The sequence below is a fragment of the Acinetobacter sp. YH16052 genome (genome assembly GCF_013417155.1).
Lineage (GTDB): Bacteria > Pseudomonadota > Gammaproteobacteria > Pseudomonadales > Moraxellaceae > Acinetobacter.
In genome coordinates this window covers 50,029-67,292 of the sequence record NZ_VPEO01000011.1, presented here as the reverse complement: position 1 = coordinate 67,292, position 17,264 = coordinate 50,029, and the positions used below count along the sequence as shown (strand labels likewise).

At 43.4% G+C, this 17,264-nt stretch carries 13 protein-coding genes; all 13 read left to right on the top strand.

The genetic code is table 11. The annotated features are described in order from the left end of the window. The first annotated feature begins 185 nt into the window (after positions 1–185). The 13 genes from fis to FTV42_RS09260 all read left to right on the top strand — a co-directional run bounded on the left by fis (position 186) and on the right by FTV42_RS09260 (position 17,079). Positions 186–455, top strand: a complete 270-nt coding sequence (fis, locus tag FTV42_RS09320; RefSeq protein WP_001086304.1) for a DNA-binding transcriptional regulator Fis — start codon at positions 186–188, stop codon at positions 453–455. Positions 456–550: 95 nt separating this feature from the next. After that, complete coding sequence (gene purH, locus FTV42_RS09315; RefSeq protein WP_004646700.1) at positions 551–2,125, top strand: bifunctional phosphoribosylaminoimidazolecarboxamide formyltransferase/IMP cyclohydrolase; 1,575 nt, start codon at positions 551–553, stop codon at positions 2,123–2,125. A gap of 140 nt (positions 2,126–2,265) precedes the next feature. Then, positions 2,266–3,549, top strand: coding sequence for a phosphoribosylamine--glycine ligase (purD, locus tag FTV42_RS09310; RefSeq protein WP_180038576.1), 1,284 nt, complete (start codon positions 2,266–2,268; stop codon positions 3,547–3,549). A gap of 465 nt (positions 3,550–4,014) precedes the next feature. Beyond that, positions 4,015–4,404, top strand: coding sequence for a DUF4145 domain-containing protein (locus FTV42_RS17560; protein ID WP_005263082.1), 390 nt, complete (start codon positions 4,015–4,017; stop codon positions 4,402–4,404). 27 nt (positions 4,405–4,431) lie between these two features. Further along, positions 4,432–4,989, top strand: a complete 558-nt coding sequence (locus FTV42_RS09300) for a GNAT family N-acetyltransferase (protein WP_180038575.1) — start codon at positions 4,432–4,434, stop codon at positions 4,987–4,989. A 600-nt stretch (positions 4,990–5,589) separates the two neighbouring features. Continuing rightward, a complete protein-coding gene (locus FTV42_RS09295; RefSeq protein WP_180038574.1) occupies positions 5,590–6,465 on the top strand; it encodes a MetQ/NlpA family ABC transporter substrate-binding protein in 876 nt (291 codons plus the stop codon). 76 nt (positions 6,466–6,541) lie between these two features. Next, the gene (locus FTV42_RS09290; protein WP_044110226.1) at positions 6,542–7,567 is read left to right on the top strand and encodes a methionine ABC transporter ATP-binding protein; all 1,026 of its coding nucleotides are present in this window, start codon (positions 6,542–6,544) and stop codon (positions 7,565–7,567) included. Continuing rightward, complete coding sequence (locus FTV42_RS09285; protein WP_004279923.1) at positions 7,564–8,259, top strand: methionine ABC transporter permease; 696 nt, start codon at positions 7,564–7,566, stop codon at positions 8,257–8,259. The genes FTV42_RS09290 and FTV42_RS09285 overlap by 4 nt, the downstream gene beginning before the upstream one ends. Positions 8,260–8,616: 357 nt before the next feature. Beyond that, a complete protein-coding gene (gene dnaE, locus FTV42_RS09280; RefSeq protein ID WP_180038573.1) occupies positions 8,617–12,189 on the top strand; it encodes a DNA polymerase III subunit alpha in 3,573 nt (1,190 codons plus the stop codon). Between the two features lie 37 nt (positions 12,190–12,226). Next, the gene (locus FTV42_RS09275; RefSeq protein ID WP_004646690.1) at positions 12,227–13,075 is read left to right on the top strand and encodes an RNA methyltransferase; all 849 of its coding nucleotides are present in this window, start codon (positions 12,227–12,229) and stop codon (positions 13,073–13,075) included. Further along, positions 13,075–13,884, top strand: coding sequence for a serine O-acetyltransferase (gene cysE / locus FTV42_RS09270; RefSeq protein ID WP_004279928.1), 810 nt, complete (start codon positions 13,075–13,077; stop codon positions 13,882–13,884). The genes FTV42_RS09275 and cysE overlap by 1 nt, the downstream gene beginning before the upstream one ends. A 117-nt stretch (positions 13,885–14,001) precedes the next feature. Further along, positions 14,002–14,952: an ABUW_2363 family tetratricopeptide repeat lipoprotein gene (locus FTV42_RS09265; RefSeq protein WP_114540776.1), complete on the top strand. Its 951-nt coding sequence runs from the start codon at positions 14,002–14,004 to the stop codon at positions 14,950–14,952. Positions 14,953–15,072: 120 nt separating this feature from the next. Then, entirely contained in the window at positions 15,073–17,079 is a 2,007-nt protein-coding gene (locus FTV42_RS09260) for a triacylglycerol lipase (protein ID WP_218946972.1), read from the top strand. The last annotated feature ends 185 nt before the right edge of the window (positions 17,080–17,264 follow it).

Genomic DNA, 17,264 nt, shown 5'->3' with positions numbered 1-17,264 from the left:
AACTTTAACTATTGTTACGCTTATTTTTCGACCAAATCGCAGAGATGTGTCAAGCTACAGGCTCAATGTAATGACTAAGTTTTAGAACTTCCGTTTTAGGATCTAAAATGGAGTTCATTTCAATTTCTAGACCACTTTTATATATCACTTTACCCAAGTGATATTTGTTTTTCGGATTAATTCGCATGAATAGCAAATCTCCTATTTTTACTGCACAATCTGATGTTGCTTTACGTATCCACGTAGATCGCGCAGTTCGCCACTATTTTGCACAACTGCAGGGCGAGCAACCATCTCAGGTATACGACATGGTGCTAGCAGAAATGGAGAAACCTCTTCTATCTGTAGTTCTAGAATATACACGTGGTAACCAAACACGTGCTGCCGAGATTCTCGGACTCAACCGTGGTACTTTACGTAAAAAGTTAAAAGCTCACGGTTTAATGAGTGAATAAATGATAAAATGCTTGCGGCTTCCGCAGGCATTTTTTTTAACCTGTAAATTGCTGATTTTGTTTTATTCTGTTCCTTGAAAACTGTGACGAAGATCATGACTATTAAACGCGCTTTAATCTCTGTGTCTGACAAGACTGGTATTGTTGAATTTGCACAAGAACTTGCTGCTCTAGGGGTAGAAATTTTATCTACAGGTGGTACCTACAAATTGTTGAAAGACAATAATGTGGCCGTAGTTGAAGTTTCGGAGCATACAGGTTTTCCAGAGATGATGGACGGCCGTGTAAAAACACTACATCCAAAAATTCATGGGGGTATCCTGGCTCGTCGTGGTCTAGACGAAGCTGTGATGGCTGAACACAACATTGATGCTATTGATTTAGTCGTTGTAAACCTTTATCCATTTGCTGCAACGGTAGCCAAACCAAACTGTTCACTTGCTGATGCTATCGAAAACATCGACATCGGTGGTCCTACCATGGTTCGTGCTGCGGCAAAAAACCATGCATCAGTCGGTATCATCGTAAATGCTTCTGACTATGCAACTGTTGTGGCTGAGCTTAAAGCTGAGGGTGCTTTATCTCATGCAACTCGTTTTGACCTAGCAGTAAAAGCATTTGAACATACTGCTCAATATGACGGCATGATCGCATCTTACTTAGGCGCTCGCGTAGGTAAAGAAGAAGGTCAGGCAGACAAATTTGCACGTACTTTCAATACTCAATTGAACAAAGTTCAAGACCTTCGTTACGGTGAGAACCCGCATCAAGCTGCTGCATTCTATGTAGAAGACACAGCGACTGAAGCTTCTGTTTCAACAGCGAAACAGCTTCAAGGTAAAGAACTCTCTTATAACAACATCGCAGATACTGATGCAGCACTTGAATGTGTGAAATCATTTGCGAAGCCTGCTTGTGTGATCGTTAAACATGCTAACCCATGTGGCGTTGCAGTATCTTTAGACGGTATTCAAGCAGCTTATGATCTTGCGTATGCAACAGATCCTGAATCTGCTTTCGGTGGCATCATTGCATTCAACCGTGAATTAGACGTTGCAACTGCACAAGCGATTGTAGATCGTCAATTCGTTGAAGTGATCATTGCACCGAGCGTTGCTGAAGGCGTTCTTGAAGTAACGGGCGCGAAGAAAAACGTACGTGTACTTGTATGTGGCGAACTTCCAGCAATCGATGCGCGTCAATCGCAACTGGACTACAAACGTGTAAACGGTGGTTTACTGGTTCAAGACCAAGACTTGGGCATGATCACGAAAGATGATCTTAAAGTTGTGACTAAACGTGCGCCGACTGAACAAGAAATCGATGACATGATCTTCGCTTGGAAAGTGGCGAAATACGTAAAGTCTAACGCGATTGTTTATGCTAAAAACCGTCAAACCATTGGTGTGGGCGCAGGTCAAATGAGCCGTGTAAACTCTGCTCGTATTGCTGCGATCAAAGCTGAACACGCGGGTCTAGTGGTTGAAGGTGCAGTTATGGCATCTGACGCATTCTTCCCATTCCGTGATGGTATTGATAACGCTGCGAAAGCAGGCATCAAATGCATTATCCAACCGGGTGGTTCTATGCGTGATGAAGAAACGATTGCTGCGGCTGACGAAGCTGGTATTGCAATGGTGTTCACTGGTATGCGTCACTTCCGTCATTAATAGACACATGAAGATTCATTTAATTTTTTGAATCCTCCCTAGCCCTCCTTTTCTAAGGAGGGTTTTGTACGTCAAGTACTGCAAAAATGGGATTCTCCTTTTGGAGATGTGGGGATTTCTTTTAAACAGGATTATAAAAGATGAACGTTTTAGTTTTGGGTAATGGCGGTCGTGAACATGCATTGGCATGGAAAATCGCACAAGACGATAAAGTCGCTAAAGTCTTTGTTGCTCCGGGCAACGCAGGTACAGCCACTGAAAATAAATGTGAAAACGTAAATTTAAGCATTTTAGACAATGCTGCGATTATCGATTTCGCAAAAAACAATGCAATTGATTTAATTATCGTGGGCCCAGAAGCCCCACTTGTGAATGGTGTGGTTGATGCTTGCCGTGAAGCAGGTGTAAAAATTTGGGGTCCTACTCAATTTGCTGCACAGCTTGAAGGCTCTAAAGCATTTGCAAAGCACTTCTTAAAACGTCACAACATTCCAACTGCTTTCTATGACGTATTTACTGAAGTAGATGCGGCTAAAGCATTTGTTGAGAAAAATGGCGCGCCAATTGTGATCAAGGCTGACGGTCTTGCTGCGGGTAAAGGCGTAATCGTTGCGATGACCAATCAAGAAGCATTTGATGCGATTGATGACATGCTTGCAGGCAATAAATTTGGTGATGCAGGTTCTCGTGTTGTGATCGAAGAATTCCTTGCAGGTGAAGAAGCATCTTTCATTTGTATGATTGATGGCGACAACATCTTGCCAATGGCAACATCTCAAGACCATAAGCGTATTTTTGAAGGTGACCAAGGTCCAAACACTGGCGGTATGGGTGCTTACTCTCCTGCGCCTGTTGTGACTGCTGACGTATTTGAAAAAACCATGAATGAAGTGATGCGTCCTACCGTTGAAGGTATGAAAAAAGACGGGCATGTTTATACAGGTTTCTTATACGCTGGTTTGATGATTGACGAACAAGGTCAACCAAAAGTAATTGAGTTTAACTGTCGTTTTGGTGATCCTGAAACTCAGCCAATCATGATGCGTTTAAAATCATCTTTGGTGGATCTCGTTGAAGCAGGCATTGCAGGCAACTTACCTGCTGAAGCTGAATGGGATGAGCGCAAGACTGTTGGTATCGTTTTAGCGTCGAAAGGTTACCCAGAAACTTCAAGCAATGGTGATGTAATTTCAGGTTTAGACACTGAAATGACTGATGCGAGAGTGTTCCATGCAGGTACTAAAGCCAATGAAAATGGCGATATCGTCACTGCTGGTGGTCGTGTACTTTGCGTGACTGCACTGGGTAATACCATTGGTGAAGCACAAGCAAAAGCTTTAGAACTTTGCCAAAAAGTAACGTTCGACGGCGTTCAATATCGTAAAGACATTGGTTACCGTGCGATTGCTCGTGAAAATGCTTAATTTTATTTAAGTATAAAAAACCCCGATTCTTTCGGGGTTTTTTTATTTGCTTATACAATCCACAGAACTATTCATACGCCTATAAATAATTTACTCTTTTGCACATCACTAAAATAAGAAGTTGAATATATGTATATTTGGAAATATTGCTGGGAATGTAAGCACGATACTCCACAAAATAGATTGAATTTAACAATCCACCCAAGAGTTATCGAAGGTTTTTCAAAAAATATAACGACTGATCAAGCAACCTCACTATGGACTTACAGCATTGATGCCTACCAGTTCACCCAATGTCAAAAATGTAATGCGCCATCATTACATTTAGACTCATTTCATGTAAAAGATATTGATGAGAACACTAGCCAAAAATGGGCTTCAATAAAATCTGATTTAGAGAACTTAGGGAAATGCGAATCTTATTAGATATCAAGTACGAGTTTTCCCAGATTCAACAAATCATTATTGCATGAAAAAAAATGGTCTTTCGATCTACCTAAAGATGATCTGTTGCTCTTTTTTGAAGTCATTTCAGCCTACGAAAAAGGATTATTTATTTTAGCTCTTTCAGGAATTCGAACTCTAATAGATAGATACTTAGTAAAAAAAGTAGGCGATATAGGAGGATTTGAAAGAAAGCTCAAAAAAATGTTAGAGGACAAACATATTAGTAAGACACAATATGAAATATTAAATACGATTATTGAGGGTGGAAATGCTTCTAACCATAGAGGCTTTAGACCTGAAGAGGAAATGGTAAAAACATTTTTAGACGTAGTCGAGGATATAATATCTTTGGACTATAAAACGAAACAGTTTAATGAGTTTAAAGAGCAAATCCCTAAACGAAACTAAAAAATCGTAACCAAATTAAGATACCTAATGACTATTCACCTTCAAACCCCTCGCCTGATCCTGCGCCAATGGCAAGACTCCGAGACTGCGCCATTTATCCAAATGTGTGCAGATGACGAGGTCATGCGCTACTTCCCTAAAAAAATCGATGCGACTGAAGCAACTGCATTTCTTGAACGTATTCGTACTGCCATAGAAACACGTGGATGGGGACTCTTTGCCGTAGAACTCAAAGCCACAGGCGAATTCATCGGTTTTATTGGCTTACACGTGCATCCACCTGAGCTTAAAATTGCCGATGCCCCTGAAATTGGCTGGCGCTTGCTACCGCAATACTGGAATCAAGGCTATGCGACTGAAGGAGCCAAAGCGGTACTCAAATATGCCTTTAGAACTCTACGACTTGAAAAAGTCATTTCTTTTACTGCCTGCATCAACACGCCATCAGAACGTGTCATGCAAAACATTGGCTTAGAAAAAGTGGGAGAGTTTGATCATCCGCTTGTACCTGCCGATCATGTCTTGTGTAGACACGTACTTTATGAAAAACAGCGTTCGGATTATCTGTATATTCCCTTTTGTTAAAACAAGCTTGCAATATCATGACCTGAGGAACCAAGATCAGATACTGACTGGCTTAATTAATATAAAGGAAAGATTTATTACGTTAATGATAGAATTTTCTTACTTTCCCAATAATCAGATATTTTTTATCTTTATCTATATGCATTTTTTATATTTATATCTTACAAAATCTTATAAAGATCACTATTTAAACACACCCATTAAAACTATATTTTCAATATAAATAATATATTGTTTTAATTAATATTTTCTTTAAAAGATCTTTTTTTATATTCGACTAAAGAGATAAGCAAGGCTTTTTTATCCAGTATATCGAATATAGATTTATTGCTATGATATCCGCAACTTCAGAGCACATAAACCTTGGCATGTACTTATAAAATATCTATTTTCTCTCTCCAAAATAGATCAAGTACATCAGATTTGGGCTGCCTCTGACTTGATCAAGTTCACCAGAACTGTTGCTGCACGCTTGCATCTTCCGATCTCAAGCCCTCCTCAGCAATGATCAAGCTACCTACTTAGATCGTAATAAAACTCTTATTTAACACGATTTAAAAATGCTTATACTTTAGGCAAGAATAGAATTAGGACAATTTCATGAAAAAGTTACTTGGCGTTATCTTAAGTGCCTCTGTATTGACTTTAACTGGGTGTGGTAAACAAGAAGCGCCTGCCACTGATGCAGCGCAAAGCAAAGATGCTAATGGTCTTCAAACTGTAACTATGGCTTCGACCGGTTCAGATGCAGACATATGGCGTTATATCGCGACCCTGCCTGAAACCAAAGCAGCCGGTATCAAACTTGATGTGAAAAATTTTACTGACTATGTGTCAATGAACACGGCAGTAGCCAACAAAGAAATTGATGTGAATGCATTCCAGTCTTATGCCTATATGGTGGCTTACAACGATGCCAACACAGCCAAAATTGTACCTCTATCTACCACTTATTTAGAGCCAATGGGTATTTACTCAAGCAAAGTGAAATCTTTAAACGAGTTTAAAACTGGTGCAACCATTGCTATTCCTAACGACGGCGCAAACGAATCACGTGCATTATTACTTTTACAATCAGCAGGCCTAGTTAAATTAAAAGCTGGTTTTGACAATGTCAAAGGTACAACTTCTGATGTGACCGAAAATGCAAAACAAATCGTGATTAAGCCAATTCAAATGGCGACTGCAGTACGTGTAAAAGATGAAGTTGATGCGATTGTGCTGGGCAATACCCTGGCAATGGAAGGTGGTTTAAACGTATTGAAAGATGCGATTTACTATGAGCCAATCGATCAAAGCACAAAAATGAATGTCAACGTATTAGCTGTTGCAGCAGACCGTCAAAACGATCCAGTCCTGCAAAAAGTGGGTGCGTTGTATCATACGCCAGCAGTAAAAGCATATGTTGATGAACATTTTGGTGGTACGAAAGTTGCGGTAAACAAACCGGTGACGTATTTAACTGAATCAAAATAGTACTATAATAGACTTTTAGAACAGGCAAGGACGATTTCTTGCCTGTTTTTTTATCCGTGATGCAGTTTTTGACACTATGATTGAATTTAAAGATATTTCAAAACAGTATGAGCTTAAGGGTCAAACCTTGCATGCCTTGAATCAGATTAATCTTCAGATTCCAACCGGCAGTATTTTTGGCATCATCGGTTATAGTGGTGCCGGTAAAAGCACCCTCATCCGTCTGATCAACCTGCTTGAGCGCCCAAGCTCAGGCCGGATTATCATTAACGGAACAGACTTTACCGCACTTGATGCCAAAGCATTGCGTCAAGAACGTGCCAGCATCGGCATGATTTTCCAGCATTTCAATTTAATGCAAACCAAAACCGTGGCAGCCAATATCGAAATGCCAATGAAACTCCTGGGCTGGAGCAAGGCAGAACGAGAAAAACGCCTCGAAGAATTATTAGACTTTATTGACCTGAAACATAAACGTCATGCATTTCCAGATGAATTGTCTGGCGGTCAAAAGCAGCGTGTCGGGATCGCTCGTGCCCTTGCCAATCATCCAAAAATTTTACTCTGTGATGAAGCGACTTCTGCACTGGACCCACAAACCACCAAATCTGTTCTACAGCTACTTAAAAAAATTAACGAAGAACAAGGCATCACCATTGTTATGGTTACCCATGAAATGGATGTGATTGAAACTGTATGTGATTATGTCGCCGTGATGGAAAAAGGTGACGTAATTGAGACCGGTAGTACCTTACAAATATTTAGTCAACCACAGCACCCGACCACCAAGAATTTCATTCAGACCGTATTACAGCAGCATTTACCAGTCAATATTCTGACCAATCTGGAAAACCAGAATCACAACAGTATTTATTGCCTGAAATTCCTCGGCAGTTCGGCTCAGGAAACCGTGATTCAAGCGGTGATTAAACAATTTAATATCAGTTTAAATATTCTATTTGCCAATATGACCGAAATTAATGGCACGGTGATTGGCCAGATGTTTATTCAGCTACTGGGTGATGCACAAGAAATTCAAGCAGCAATAAAATTCCTTGAACAACACGGCGTACAAGTCGATCAGGCGGGAGTACAGGCATGAGAGATTTGATTGTACAGTGGCTAACAACGATCACGGCGCCGTTCTGGAAAAGCTCCCTGTCGATAGATCAGTTTGTGACAGCGCTGCAAGAAACCTTTCATATGGTGTTCTTCGCGATGCTATTTGGCTGTATCTGGGGCTTTATTCAGGCGATTACCCTGTTGGTAACACGTCCGAATGGAATTCTGCCGAATCGTGTGATTTATCACGGTCTCAATCCGATTGTGAATGCGCTACGTTCGCTGCCGTTTATTATCCTGCTAATCGCAGTCATTCCACTGACCAAGTTAATTGTCGGCACATCGATTGGTACATGGGCAGCGATTGTTCCATTAACCATTTATGTCGGTCCATACATTGGTCGCCTGATTGAAACATCTTTACTCGAAGTGAATGAGGGTATTATCGAATCTGCCCAAGCCATGGGCGCGACGCCAATGCAAATTATCTTTAAGTTTATTCTGCCGGAAGCGCGTAGCTCACTGATTCTAAACTTGACTACTGCTACCATCAGTTTGATTGGTGCAACGGCAATGGCCGGTGCTGTCGGTGCGGGTGGTATTGGTGACTTAGCGATTTCTTATGGTTATCAGCGTTTTGATACCTCTGTAGTCATCATGACGGTGATTGTATTACTGATTCTAGTGCAGATTGTACAAAGCCTCGGTGACTGGTTATCCCGACTTCGTTAAGCTAGTTTTTATGTATGAATAAGGCCCTCTAAAAAGAGGGTTTTATTGTTTTTAATACTTACGATCCCTTTCTCATTATTTCAAAGTAAAGTCCTGCAACTATTTGATACGTGCCACGGCGACAGGAAGTCGCCCGTTAATTTGTGGCACATGGAAGTGCCATCAGATCAACAAAGGGGTTTTGTTACTTTTGTCCCGTCAAAAGTAAAAGAAAATATCTTCTAACAACTAACTAAATAATCAGCTTAAAAAATCAAATTCAAACTTGACCTAAAAGTTAGCCATTTCCCCTCAATTTCAAACTGAAACAATAAATCCCATGTTAAACTATTCAATGGTTTTAGCAGGGACTCATCTATGCACTTTGTTCATCTTGGTATTCATACAGAATTTTCGATTACTGAATCCATCGTACGGATACCTGACTTGGTCAAAGCTGCCGAAGAAGAACAGATGCCTGCCCTTGCGCTCACGGATCTTTCTAACCTGCATGCTGCCGTCAAGTTCTATGGCAAATGTCTGAGCAAAGGCATCAAGCCGATTCTGGGTTCTGAAATTCGCCTGAATGATGCCGAACATCGCATGACCTTATTGGCCATGACCAATACCGGCTGGCGTAATTTGACTGAATTAGTATCTGAAGGCTTTATCAGTGGCCAGCAACTGGATATTCCCTGCGTTCAAAAACAATGGATTTTAAATCAGCCTGAGGACATGATTGCCCTGCTCGGCATGCATTCCGATGTCGGCAAAATGCTGATGAGTTCAAATCCGCAAAAAGCGGAACCGCTGCTAGAAGAATGGGTCGAAAAATTTGGTAATCGTGTTTATCTTGCCCTGACCCGTACCAATCGTCCGGATGAAGATAACTTTATTCTGGAAGCCGTTAAGCTGGCAAAAAAATACAATATCGGTGTGGTCGCACATAATGATGTGCATTTCATGACCCGTGAAGATTATGAAGCGCATGAAGCACGGGTATGTATTGCAGATGGTTATGTGCTTGGTGACAACCGCCGCCCTAAAACCTATTCACCTGAACAATATTTCAAATCTGCTGAAGAAATGACGGCGCTGTTCTCGGATATTCCATCTGCGATTGAGAACACCTATCACATTGCCAAACGCTGTAATGTGACGCTGCAACTGGGCAAATACTTCCTGCCTGATTATCCGATTCCTGAAGGTCATACCATTGACACCTTCTTTGCACACTTGTCCAAAGAAGGTCTGGAAGAACGCCTGAATTTCCTTTATCCGCCTAAACAACGTGATGAAGACTGGCCAGAAATTCGCAAGCCTTATGATGAGCGTATCGAATACGAGATTAACATCATTAACTCGATGGGATTCCCGGGCTACTTCCTGATCGTTATGGACTTCATTCAGTGGTCGAAAAGTAACGGCGTTCCGGTCGGTCCGGGCCGTGGTTCAGGTGCGGGCTCATTGGTGGCCTATAGCTTAAAAATTACCGATCTTGATCCGCTGCGTTATGAACTGCTGTTCGAACGTTTCCTGAACCCGGAACGTGTTTCGATGCCCGACTTCGACGTCGATTTCTGTATCGCAGGCCGTGACCGCGTGATTGACTATGTAGCACGTACCTATGGCCGTGATGCGGTCTCCCAGATTGCAACATTCGGCACTATGGCGGCCAAAGGTGCGATTCGTGATGTTGCGCGCGTTTTGGGTAAATCTTATGGCTTGGCGGATCGTATCTCGAAAATGATTCCGACCAAGCCTTTAGGTCTAAGCCTGCTTGAGTCACTAGAAGCTGAACCCCAGCTTAAAGATATCGTCACCAATCCATCCAATCCAGACCATGACGATGCAGCCGAAATCTGGGAAATGGCACTGAAACTGGAAGGTATTACCCGAAACACCGGTAAACACGCCGGTGGTGTGGTGATCTCGCCAACCAAAATTACCGATTTCTCTGCGGTGATGTGTGATGCCGATGGTACCGGACGCGTGGCACAGTTCGATAAAGACGATGTCGAATCTGCAGGTCTGGTGAAGTTTGACTTCTTGGGTCTGCGTAACCTGACCGTGATTGAAGATGCGGTTAAAAATATTAATAAACGCATCAAAGCGGATAAACCTTTAGATATTGCTTATATCCCGCTTGAAGATAAAGACGCATATCTGGTCTTTGCCAATGCCAACACCACTGCGGTATTCCAGTTTGAATCCGTGGGCATGAAGAAGATGCTGAAAGAGGCACGCCCGAGCAAGTTTGAAGAAATTATTGCCTTCGTATCGCTGTACCGTCCAGGCCCGATGGATCTGATTCCTGACTTTATCCACCGGATGCATGGTGGCGATTTTGAATATCTGCATCCATTGCTTGAAGGCGTGCTAGAACCCACCTACGGGATTATGGTGTATCAGGAACAGGTAATGCAGGCTGCACAGTACTGTGCCGGCTATACCCTTGGTGGCGCGGACTTGTTACGTCGTGCCATGGGTAAGAAAAAACCGGAAGAAATGGTCAAACAGCGCCAGATCTTTATTGAAGGTGCATCGAAAAAAGACATTGATGAAGCCACGGCCAACCATATCTTCGACTATATGGAAAAGTTCGCCGGCTATGGTTTTAACAAATCGCATGCTGCTGCCTATGCTTTGGTTGCCTACCAGACCGCATGGCTGAAAGCACATTATCCGGCGGAATTCCTGTCTGCGGTATTGACCTCGGAGATGCAGAACACCGACAACGTGGTATTCCTGATTGATGACTGTCGCAAGAATAATCTGGAAGTTTTACCACCGTCAGTGAATATGTCGCTGTATCAATTCCATGCTATCGATGAGCAAACCATTGTCTATGGTCTGGGGGCGATCAAAGGCGTCGGTGAAGCGGCGATGCAGTCGGTGATTGACTCGCGTGCACAAGAAGGTCCATTCCGTGACTTGTTTGATTTCTGTCATCGTATTGACCTGAAAAAAATCAATAAGCGTACTCTAGAAGCACTGATTCGTTCAGGTGCACTGGATTGCTTGGGAATTGACCGTGCCGACCTGATGGCGCAACTGCCTGAAGCGGTTCAAGCTGCGGAACAGGCACGTTCCAATCGTGAAACCGGCATCATGGACCTGTTTGGCGAAGTTGAAGAAGTTCAGCGCAAGCCATCTAAGCCAGTCAAACCTTGGGCGGATGAAGTTCGCCTGAAAGGTGAGAAAGACACGCTTGGCCTGTATTTAACCGGCCACCCGATTGATGTGTATCGCAATGAACTGAAAGCCTTTGTGCCTAGTCAGATCAATGAGCTGACGCCGACCCGCCGTGGCGTGAACACCGTGTTTGCAGGATTGGTGGTGGATATTGCCAACTTTCCGAACCGAATGATGATGACCCTGGATGATGGTACGGCACGGATTGAGATTTCAGCCAATCACGAACGCTTCAACCGCTTTAAAGAGATTATCCAGCTCGATAAAGTGGTGGTGATTGAAGGTGAAATTTATGAGCGTGAAGGCTTTGACCGTCCGATGGGACGCCTCACCAAAGCATTTAGCCTGAATGAAATTCGCCAGAAACGTGCCAATAGCATCAAGATTACCCTCACAGCCGAGCATTTCAGCAAGAGCTTGAGCCGTGACTTGCAGCAGATTCTGACTCCTTATTGCAATGTTGATATGTCCGCACATATTCCGGTGATTCTGTATCTGGACTATCCGTATGCCACGACTGAACTGCATCTGGGTCTCAACTGGAAAGTCGCCCCACTGGATGAGCTCTTAGCCAAATTGCGTGACTATTTTGGTAAAGAAGCCTTGCATATTGAGTATCAGGTCAAGTCCAAAGCTGCCAAAGCCGTGTCCTATGAACAGGCCAAGCCGGTGGATATTCCTCCGCCTCCTGCGGGCATGAGCATGGATGATGCACTGGAGCTGTATCAGGCTGAATCCCAGCCGCAATATTCATAAATCCTGATCTTTAAAACACCTTAAAATTGGAATCCTCATGAGTCAAATTGACAATGCTGCTGTTTCAGCACATCTCTCCCATGTGCGTATTGTCATGGTCAATACCACTTTACCTGCCAATATCGGCAGTGCCTTACGTGCCATGAAAACCATGGGCTTGTCCAAGCTGGTTCTGGTGGCACCGAAAACCTATCCGCATCCGGATATTGACGCGCTGGCCGCGGGTGCAACTGACCTGATCGAGCAGATCGAGATTGTAGAAACCCTTGAAGATGCCATTAAAGACTGTCAGATTGTATTCGGTACCAGCGCACGTAGCCGTACCATTCCCTGGCCGCTGTTAGATGTGCGCCCTGCCGCTGAAAAAGCCATGTCCGCCGTGGTACAAAATCAGCAGGAAGTCGCGATTCTATTTGGCCGTGAAGACCGTGGTCTGACCAATGAAGAACTGGCGATGGCCAATTATCATCTGACTATTCCTGTGAATACTGATTATGGCGTACTGAATGTAGCTCAGGCGATTCAGGTGATCTGCTATGAGATGCGCATGGCAACGATGAGTCAAATTGAACAGCCACGTGATGCTAAAGCGACCATGCAAGTCATTGATGGCATTGAAATGGAATGGGATGAACCTTTAGTCAATCATGCGCAGATGGAACAGTTCTATCCGCACTTGGAAAAAATGCTGGCAGAAATTGAATTTATGGATCCAAAAAATCCAAGATTATTGCCTTTACGCTTGCGTCGTCTCTTCGGACGTATACAATTAGATCGTATGGAATATCACTTACTTCGTGGTATTTTCAGCCGTGTTCAGGCATTGAATAACGGTACCTGGAAAAAATCTTCACACACATCATCACAGGACGAGGATCAAATCTAATGCTAAAACAGCTCAAAGAAGATATACAAGCTGTCTTTGCGCGCGATCCTGCAGCACGCAATACCTTAGAAGTCTTAACCACTTATCCTGGCATTCATGCGCTGATCATGCATCGCATGGCACATGAGCTATGGAACAAAGACTGTAAAGGAACTGCGCGTGCGTTGTCTTCGTTTAGCCGGTTTGCCACGGGCATTGAAATCCATCCGGGTGCAAAAATTGGCCGCCGTTTCTTTATCGATCACGGTATGGGTGTCGTAATTGGCGAAACTGCTGAAATTGGCGATGATGTCACCCTTTATCACGGCGTGACTTTGGGTGGAACCACCTGGAATAAAGGTAAACGTCATCCAACGCTAGAAGATGGCGTGGTAGTCGGTGCTGGTGCCAAGATTCTTGGACCATTTACTGTGGGTAAAAATGCCAAAGTCGGTTCTAATGCGGTCGTCACCAAAGCAGTTCCTGAGAACGCCACAGCGGTGGGCAACCCGGCACGTTTTATCACCAAAGACAAACCCAAAGATGATGCTGAAGCCCGTCGTCGTGACTATGCCGAAAGTATCGGTTTCCAGCCCTATGCCGCGACTGAAGACCAGTCTGATCCAATTTTAGAAGGTATGCGGATTCTGCTGGATCGCATTCAGCAAAATGAAAAACGCATGAACAACTTGTGCAATCGTCTTTCTTTGTTAGATCCGACCTTTAACAAGCAGCAACAGGATGGCCAGCCTTTGAGTAAAAAAGAGTTAGAGATTCTGGAAGAAGCGCGCCGTGAATGTGAAGCGCAAACCAGCCAATCCAAAGCCTGAATATCACACTTCACTCTGTAACACGGGTTTACTTGCATGATGGTTATAGTTTTCATAGACTGACGATCATGCAATTTTTGAATAGATGTTTTAAAAATAACAGAATGGATGACTATTATGACCTTTAAGCCCTTGGCACTTGCTTGCTTAGCATTCACAATTACTGCGTGTTCGATCACTCCTCAGAAATCTGCTGAGAAACCTGTAGACCAAGTGGTTTTTGTAGAGCCTGAACTGTCCCCACCATTTTATGCTTTAAATCCATTCAATTATAATGAACCGCCTGAATTTGAAGTGCATTTGAAAAAGGCTGCGGCCCAGCCTGTAACCAAGATGGTGGTGACGGATCCTAATGATCCATCCAAGCAATTGACCCTGGATGTGAATAAACTGATTATTCCAGTGGTAGATAGCAATACCCGTGCAATGCGTTATGCAGCACTTGCCAATTCAAATGAAATCGATATCACCGAAATTGACGATTTCCTGCAAATGGTCGAAGGTAAGGCACGTCATTATCCACCACGTTTCAGCGATCGTCAGGAACGCCGTGGCTTTGAAGCCAAACTACGTGAAGTCACCCGACAACTGGATACTTTAGCGGCCCGTCCAAATGCCTCTTTTGATGTATTGATGCGTGCTTTTAAAGCCAGCGTGATGGCACGTAACCTGGATCTGGGTTCAGTCTATACTACCAATTCCCTGACCTATGCCCAGCGTATTCTCAAAATCAACCCGGATGATCCTGAAGTCAACTTCTGGTTTGGTTTTGGTCTGTCTGAAGGCGGTGGTCAACGAGAAGCCATCGCTTATCTGGACAAAGCCATGAAAGCTGGCGTTCAGGAGGCTTATCTTTCTGCAGCCAATAACTATATTGCATTAGAACAGAAAAAAAATGCCACTCAAACCTTGGCGAACTATAAGGTGAAATATCCGCAAGAAGCTGAAGTAGCCGACCGTCTGATTCAGGAAATTGAAAAAAATGGCCGCTGGAATGTTTGGCAAATTCTGCAAACATCAACACCCGCTCCGGCTACAGACCCAGCAACAGCACCGGTAACCCCATAATCAAGATTCGCTTCAATTTGATTACAAATAGACTGCTACGGCGGTCTATTTTTATGGGAAAAAATTAGTAAAATACAAAACATTATCCCGCTTTATAACTTGAATTCAGTGAAAAGTTTTATGCACGAAAAAATAAATAAAAGATTAATGCTGTGCACTTTACTCATCACCAGCGTACTCAGCGGCTGTCAGGTGGTCAGTGTTAAGGAACAGGCCATTAATGTCACGCTGAACAATGAGCGTGACAGCATCTTGACCCGCGACAAGCTTAGCGAAGCCAGTCTGAATGTGTTGTCCATGACAGGTCGTGAAGCTCAGATCTGTATTGATCAGCCCGAAGAATGTGTGGAAGATCTGAAAAGTATTCCCCAGATTTTAGATGAACAATTGCTTTCTACAGCAAGTGAATTATATCTAGCCAACTCCTTACAAAATGCCAAGTCTGCCGAATGCAACACCGGTGTTTTAAACAAAACCCGATCACCGGAAAAACAGCAACAACACAAGCAGAATATCCAAAAATGTCTGGATCAGCAGCTCACTATGCTGGATAAAAGCATTCGTTATAGCTATGCCTATCTATTTAAAACCGAGCGTGCGCCGCAAGAGCGTATTTTTGATAACCGCCAGGTTCAGATTCGTGACTTTTATAACCTGGCGATTGCCCATCTGATTCAACGCTATGCTGAACGCTATAAAACCAAACAGTCCGGCCAGCGCATTCAGGTCGGTGATAGTGTATATACCATTGATCTGGAAAATTTTCCGCAGCTGAAAAACCAGACCATTGAACAGCTGATGTCCACCTATAACATGAACTTTTCCGGCCTGCGTTCTATCACCCGTCGTGATGGTTTTGGTTCAGAATTTTTAGTGGTCTTACCTGAAGCACAGCAAACCGAGCAGGATAAAAAATATATTGTCGATCCGCTCAAGCACAACTATCCAAATGGTATCAATCCAAACATTCATTCAGCCCGCTATCTGGCGACCACCATTACCGCTGTACCCAAATCCGCGAATTCGACGGAACAGATTTTATCTACTTCAGAGTTTCACCTGAAACTGTATGATCCTTATAAGCATGAAAAGATTAAGGTGGCTTCGAAAGAATATGCGCTGGCCGCCAACTTTTCTGCACCTTACGGCTTATGGCTAGCCGAGAATAATCTGGGGCGTTTAGCCTATCTGACCCTGATTAATCGCGAAGACAGTCTGAGCATGCCGCACCTGTACATGCTGGAACCTTATAATCCGAACAAAAAAGTGCTGGTATTGATTCATGGCCTGGCCAGCAGTCCTGAAGCCTGGATTCGTCTGACCAACGACATTATGGGTGATCCGGTATTAAGGGAAAATTTCCAGGTCTGGCAGGTATTTTATTCTACTAATATGCCGATTCTGGAAAGCCGTTTTCAAATTAATGCTCTGGTTCAGCAAGGCTTTGCCCAGGTCGCGAACAATGCACCAGCCAAAAAAGATGCGGTACTGGTCGGACATAGCATGGGAGGTGTGATTGCCCGTTTAATGGTCAGTCAGGCCGATATTACCCAAGATGCATTCAAGCTGGTACAAAATACCCGCATTGCACAATTTAAGGATAACCCGCTCTTTAAAGCACGCCTGCAAATGCGGCCTATTCCAAATTTCACTCGGGCCATTTTCTTAGCGACACCACATCGTGGGACAGAATATGCCGACCGCTGGCATACCAAACTGGCCCGTAAAATTATCCGTATACCGGGTGCATTTTTGGGTGCCTTTGCCGATACCCTGCAAGGCCAGATCGGGTTAAACGAGTTTGTCAAAGAACTGGGGCATGACCTGATTCAAAATGGCCCAAGCGATCTGAGTGAAAATTCAAAATTCACGGCGTTGACCCAGGATATTCAGCCTTCTAAAGATATCAAATTTCACTCGATTATCGGCAATACCGTAGATACGCAAGACACCAAGCTCATGAGCGATGATATCGTTTCATATGAGAGTGCTTACCTAAATGGTGCTGTATCTAGCAAAGTCATTAAGGGTGGCCACTCGATTCAGGAAACGCCTGAAGCCGTACTGGAATTACGCCGGATTCTCAGATTACATCTGACCGATCTTGGTCTTTATGATCCGGAATAAACTATCGTCTTGATTGAGACTTGCCACCGCATGTTCGCATCCGGTGGTTTATTTTTTAAAATTGCAAATAATGCTGAATAAGAAGCCATAGCGACAGATCTGAGCGCTGACTTAAAGATTCATCTGGAATTTCATTTCTTTCTAAAAATTAAATTTGATAGACTTGCTGCAATACAGCTTTAAAG